Origin of the sequence: Nostoc sp. UCD121 (assembly GCF_014222285.1) — a bacterium.
In the GTDB taxonomy this organism is placed as follows: Bacteria; Cyanobacteriota; Cyanobacteriia; order Cyanobacteriales; family Nostocaceae; genus Nostoc.
Genome location: NZ_JACKZS010000329.1, coordinates 1 through 5,485, shown reverse-complemented (window position 1 = coordinate 5,485; position 5,485 = coordinate 1). Strand labels below are relative to the sequence as shown.

Genomic DNA, 5,485 nt, shown 5'->3' with positions numbered 1-5,485 from the left:
GGGGAGAAGAATTAATAACCAATGCCCAATCTACAATCTGGCAACAACTACTTAAAGCAAGCGATCAGTTTATCGTCTATCGAGCCTCAATTGCAGGCCCCACAATGATTGCTGGTTATCACTGGTTTAATGAGCGAGGACGCGACATATTAATTGCCTTACCTGGATTGGCACTAGTTCCACAGCGTTTTGATCTGGCAAAAGGAGTATTACGGACTTTTAGGCATTACTATCGCCACGGTTTGATGCCTAATGTATTTCCTGATGCCGATGGCGAACCACTCTATAACAGTATTGATGCGGCGCTATGGTGGGTTGAAACTTTAGGGCTTTATTTAGAAGCTACTCAAGACTGGGAATTTTTAGCAGAGCAATTCTCTGTAGCCCAACAAATCCACAAAGCCTTTGTTGGTGGTACACACTACAATATCCAGGTTGATGCTATCGATGGGCTAATTAGTTGGGATGCTCGTGGTGTAGCTCTCACATGGATGGATGTGGTAATTGGGGCAAATCCCGTTACTCCCCGTCACGGTAAGCCAGTAGAAATCAATGCGCTGTGGTATTCAGCTTTATGTTGGCTGAGTCGGTGGGCAGAACGCTTAAGCTCGCTTGAACTTGGCGATCCAGTGCGTCTTACTAAACAAGCACAGCGTTATGCTCTGCAAGCAGAAAAGGTTAAAACCTCGCTGCAAAAGTTCTGGAATCCTCAGCTGGGTTATTTGTACGATACTATCGAGCCAGACGATCGCCGGAATTTTCAAATTCGTCCCAATGCGGTTTTGGCGCTGTCACTGCACCACTGTGGATTTTCTGCCCAACAAGGGAGTCAGATACTAGATTTGGCAACTATCAGCTTGCTGACTCCTTATGGTCTTCGCAGTCTCGATCCAGGAGATCCCGAATATAAAGGGAGATATGAGGGTAATCAAGAGCAACGCGATCGCGCTTATCACCAAGGCACTGTTTGGGGTTGGCTAATTGGGCCATATATTCGGGCTTGGCAACGTTTTTATCCACAACAATCGCTGCCTTTTGATTGGCAACCCCTGCTAGATCACTTCTTATTTGGCGGTTGTCTTGGTTCTATTTCTGAAATTTTTGATGGCGATGCACCTCATACACCCAGAGGTGCGATCACTCAAGCTTGGTCTGTTGCAGAAGTAATTCGCCACATTAAATAGTGCTGAGTTTTGAGTTCTGAGTATTAGAAATACCTATATATCAATACTCACTATTTATAAATTTTAAAGTGGCTCAGGTTGGAATTGAACCAACGACCTCAGGCTTATGAGTCCCGCGCTCTAACCAACTGAGCTACTGAGCCATATATCTTCAAATCATAAACTAGTATAGCATACAAATTTGCTCAATACTAAGATTTTTGCAATTTTTTTGCAGCTTTCATCCCTGTTGAGTTTATAAAAAGCAAAAGAGGGAGGTAAACTCCCTCAACAAAACAATGATTTAGTTACAGATAGCCAAGAAATTATATGCGATCCGGTAACATAGCGATTGGGTTGACAGCACCCTTGCCTGATGGATGGATTTCAAAGTGGGTGTGTGGGCCAGTGCTGTGACCTGTGCTACCCATTAAAGCAATTGTTTCTCCTTGATTCACCTGCTGACCAGGTTGCACTAGAATCTTGCTGTTATGAGCATAGCGAGTCGTGCTGCCATCAGGATGACGGATTTCGACAAGGTTGCCGTAGCCACCATTGTTCCAGCCTGCTTTTTGTATCGTACCCTCAGCTGAAGCGACAACTGGCGTGCCAGTGGAGTTAGCAACGTCAATTCCTTTGTGCATTCTACCCCAGCGCCAGCCATAACCAGAGGTAAGGGTACCTTTTGCCGGCCATGTGTAAGCTACGGTTGAGGAAGATGGAGGAGGTGTCAGTTCGTCAATGGGTCTGGGCAGATATTGATCCACTGCTGCCAAAGGCGGTACTATCTGTGGAGTAACTGTGGTTCCCCGCATCTTTCCTAAAGAGTCAGAGGCATTTACTCTTCCAGGAGGGGTTGCAATTCTTCTAGGAGATTGAGTGCGAGCGGGAGTCCACTGACTAGCAGAACCGAGATTGGGCAAGAATTCTGGGTTTACTGGTTCGGTAGGGCGTACACTAGTACGGAATTGGGACTTGATTGGTTGAGCGCTATAGGTAGCTCTAATAGGTGTAGGAACTGGAATTGGTATCGCTACACTATTTGGTCGAACAGCAGAGTTAGGTACGATGAAATTATTAGGAGTAGAAATAGGAGTGAGCATTGCAGCGTTATTAGTATCGCTAGCTGCTGGCACAACTAAATTACCAGACTGTTGAGCGCGGTATTTCTGCTGTAATCTCTGAATTTCCGCTTGCAAGCCGCGCAAACGGTCATTATTATTTCCCCGTGCTACCCTATTTGCTGGTGCTTGAGGCTGTTGTATTTCAGCAAAAGCTGTTGGTACTGGGCCTTCACCACCAACACCATAAGACCTAGTAGGAGTGGTAGGGCGTACTTCTAAGTCAGTGGGACTATTAGCCTGAACCTGATTGTTCGCAATTACCGGTGTAGGGACGGCAACGCTACTGTTATTGGCAATAGATGATGATTGTGAAGTACTTGGTAGATAGGAGTTAGCACTACCGATGTTCATAGGAGAGCTAGCTACTTTTGGAGTTTTGCTGGACTCTACAAAAGTAGGTTGACTCGCTACAGTGGGTTGACTTGCTACAGTGGGTTGACTTGCTACATTTACCTCAACTTGACCAGCAGGAATAATTAGTTGTTGACTAATTTTCAGTTCATTGGGATTGTTGAGGTTATTTACCTTAACTAGTTCTGATACTGAAGTATTGTATTTGCTGGCGATCGCTGCTAGTGTATCTCCAGGCTTAACTTCGTAGGCAGTCCGACCCGAAGACGCAATAATTGTTGGTGTAGCTGTTACTGGTGCAATTGCGTTCGTCTGATTCTTCTGTTTTAGCTTCGATATCAAGTTCGCTTTGCTTGCATCGTCAGAAGTATTCGGCTGCACTAATGCAGTTTTTTCAACTCCAGTCGTCGACTGTGCCAAACCAATCTCAGATGGTGATAAGTTTTCAGTTTCCCCAGACTGTAACTGTGCGAGACTTTTTCTTAATCGATTAGATTTTTCTTGTAAGCGATTCAGTGCAAACTCTTGTTGTGCCTTAAGTTGTGCATTTATTTCACCGTTGACTGCACCAGATGTTGCCACTGTTTGTGGCTGGGCATTCAATAAAACATTTGTACTGCCAACACCATCAGCACTATAGTGAGACAAATTATTGACTGTTGGGAAACTAGTCTCGGCTAATGTGTTGTTCAATCCCTGTGCCACTTGTGGCTTCAGGTTGGTGGAATTTTTATAACCAGCTGTTGCTTGGGAAAATGTTTCTGATGCAGGAATTTGCAAAGACATTCCATTTGCCGCGACTTGCCATTTAGCTTCAAGCCCAGGCACTTGTGAGACTGCCGTTGGTTCCACGATCACAGGATTTTCCGGCACGCTCGCTGATGAGACTGCTTGGGACTCCAGCTTTGTGGAGGCGAATTTCACTTCAGTGTCAGGAACAGCAGGAATTGAGGAGGAAGCCTTTTGGCTGCCTACTGGCACCGCTGCTTGGGCTTGATCGCTTTGCCGAGTCACCAAAAGGCTGGTTGCTCCCATAGAGATTGCCAAGCCAATCATGGCGGCTTTTGTCCGCACCCGGCGGTTAACTTTTGGATTCATCACATTTTGCAGTTCTACCGGGGCATCATCGCTGTTGGGGTTATTGTTCAACACAGCTTTTACTCTCTTTTTTAATGCTCGTTTCAAAGACGACCTCCTATGATCACTAGCGCTTAACTGACCTCGATTTTTCAGTTGGATACTAGTCAATGATTTAGATCACAACAAATGATAGATCAAGATCACATTCACCAGAGATGCTTACGCAAGATTAACCTGCTTCTCTGATTTAGACAAGTTTACATGTATTAGCAAAACTTAAAGTTTGCTGTGTTTACTTGTCCGAACCACTCCTAACACCACTTAGGACGTTTATAACTCTTTACCATTATCCGCGCTTGTCTTGCGTCAATCACGGGGACTAGACAAATAATTTGCCTAGTCCATAGTCGCTGCCGAAAAATAAATTGCTGCGACTTCTGGAAAAGTGATGCCCCCTGCTGTAGATATCTTCAAGATATTTCTAGCCCATCAGTCTTCTCAACACGAGACTTTACGTTGATTATTCCCTAAAAAACAACCGTATTAACTATCGTCTAATTTTAGGCTGCTTTTGGGAGTTCATCGAGCAAAAACAGCTTAAATACATGATGTGACTGGATTTTAGCGCTTTTGTTCCCAATTTAGGATGCTGCAAATTCATCAAAATCTATCATTCAAATTTGGCATTATCTCAAGTTTTATATATAAATTTCTTATAATAACCTTCCTCTCTTTGTAAGTATCTTCCACTACAATTGGTGAATAAACCCAAAATTTGGTATATTCTTTTACATATTTTGCTGTAACCAAAAAAATCTTGCTGCCAAAATTCTCCAGTTTAGATAGATCTCTTTAGAGATAATAAGTAAATATACTTAGCTTGTGAAGGTAAACAACTATTGTAGATAGCCTAACTGACGACGGGTTTCAAATAAGCCAATTGCCACACTGACTGACAAGTTCAAGCTGCGAACCCCTGGTTGGCTCATGGGAATATACAGAGTAGCATCGCAATCTGACAAAATTTTTGGTGGTAAGCCCGTAGTTTCACTACCAAACAGTAGCCAATCATCGGCTTGATATTGAAAGCTGACGTAACTAAAATTCCCACCAACGGTGTAACCTAACCATCTGCCTCCACGCTCTTGATGTACGGTTTTAAAGGCTTCTAGGGATTCGTGATAGTGGAGTTTGACATAAGGCCAGTAATCTAAGCCGGCTCTTTTGAGGTAGCGATCGCTAATTTCAAACCCCAAGGGCCCTACCAAATGCAACTCTGTACCTGTCGCGGCACAAGTACGAGCAATATTACCTGTATTAGGAGGAATTTGTGGGTTAACTAAAACGACCTGGGGCATTGTCCGTATAATCTACGTATTGTATAAAACAATTTCTTGTCAATGTTAAATCTACCAAAGGGTAGAGGCTATTCATAGGTTTTGTTAATAATAATCAAGCATCATCCATCGATTAGATTTTTAAAACAATAGCACAAAGCCTCCCAGAGCAATCCCTGAGAGGATATTTGGCTAAAATTGGCAAATATTAAGTTTTATGTAGAAAGATTAAACACTTGTGTATTTTAGGGCTGGTAGTTTCTCCAAAGAAATCTACTATTGGGCATGGGGGAATGGCACTAAGATAAGAAGATAAGCGAAAACCCGTGATTTAACTGGCTTTTGAGTGTGGGGAGTGTGGGGAGCCAGATTTCTTCCCCATCCTCCCACACCTCCCTCAGACAAAGGTTTCAGGTTTTCTTAGTGCCAT

Annotated in this window: 3 protein-coding genes and 1 tRNA gene; 1 reads left to right on the top strand and 3 read right to left on the bottom strand. The window is 43.6% G+C overall.

The features are described from left to right. On the top strand, positions 1-1,184 hold a 1,184-nt coding region (locus GNF10_RS34725), incomplete at its 5' end, for an amylo-alpha-1,6-glucosidase (RefSeq protein WP_311774265.1). 69 nt (positions 1,185-1,253) lie between these two features. Here the strand turns inward: GNF10_RS34725 and GNF10_RS34720 are convergent. The 3 genes from GNF10_RS34720 to GNF10_RS34710 form a co-directional block, all read right to left on the bottom strand. Continuing rightward, positions 1,254-1,327: transfer RNA gene (locus tag GNF10_RS34720), tRNA-Met, on the bottom strand. A gap of 162 nt (positions 1,328-1,489) precedes the next feature. Continuing rightward, the gene (locus GNF10_RS34715) at positions 1,490-3,823 is read right to left on the bottom strand and encodes a peptidoglycan DD-metalloendopeptidase family protein (protein ID WP_185581417.1); all 2,334 of its coding nucleotides are present in this window, start codon (positions 3,821-3,823) and stop codon (positions 1,490-1,492) included. Positions 3,824-4,614: 791 nt separating this feature from the next. Beyond that, a complete protein-coding gene (locus tag GNF10_RS34710) occupies positions 4,615-5,076 on the bottom strand; it encodes a tRNA (cytidine(34)-2'-O)-methyltransferase (RefSeq protein WP_185581418.1) in 462 nt (153 codons plus the stop codon). Between the last annotated feature and the right edge of the window lie 409 nt (positions 5,077-5,485).

Coding starts and splice junctions, on each gene's coding strand:
- GNF10_RS34710 (WP_185581418.1), bottom strand. CDS start 5,076: ATGCCCCAGGTCGTTTTAGTTAACCCACAAATTCCTCCTAATACAGGT.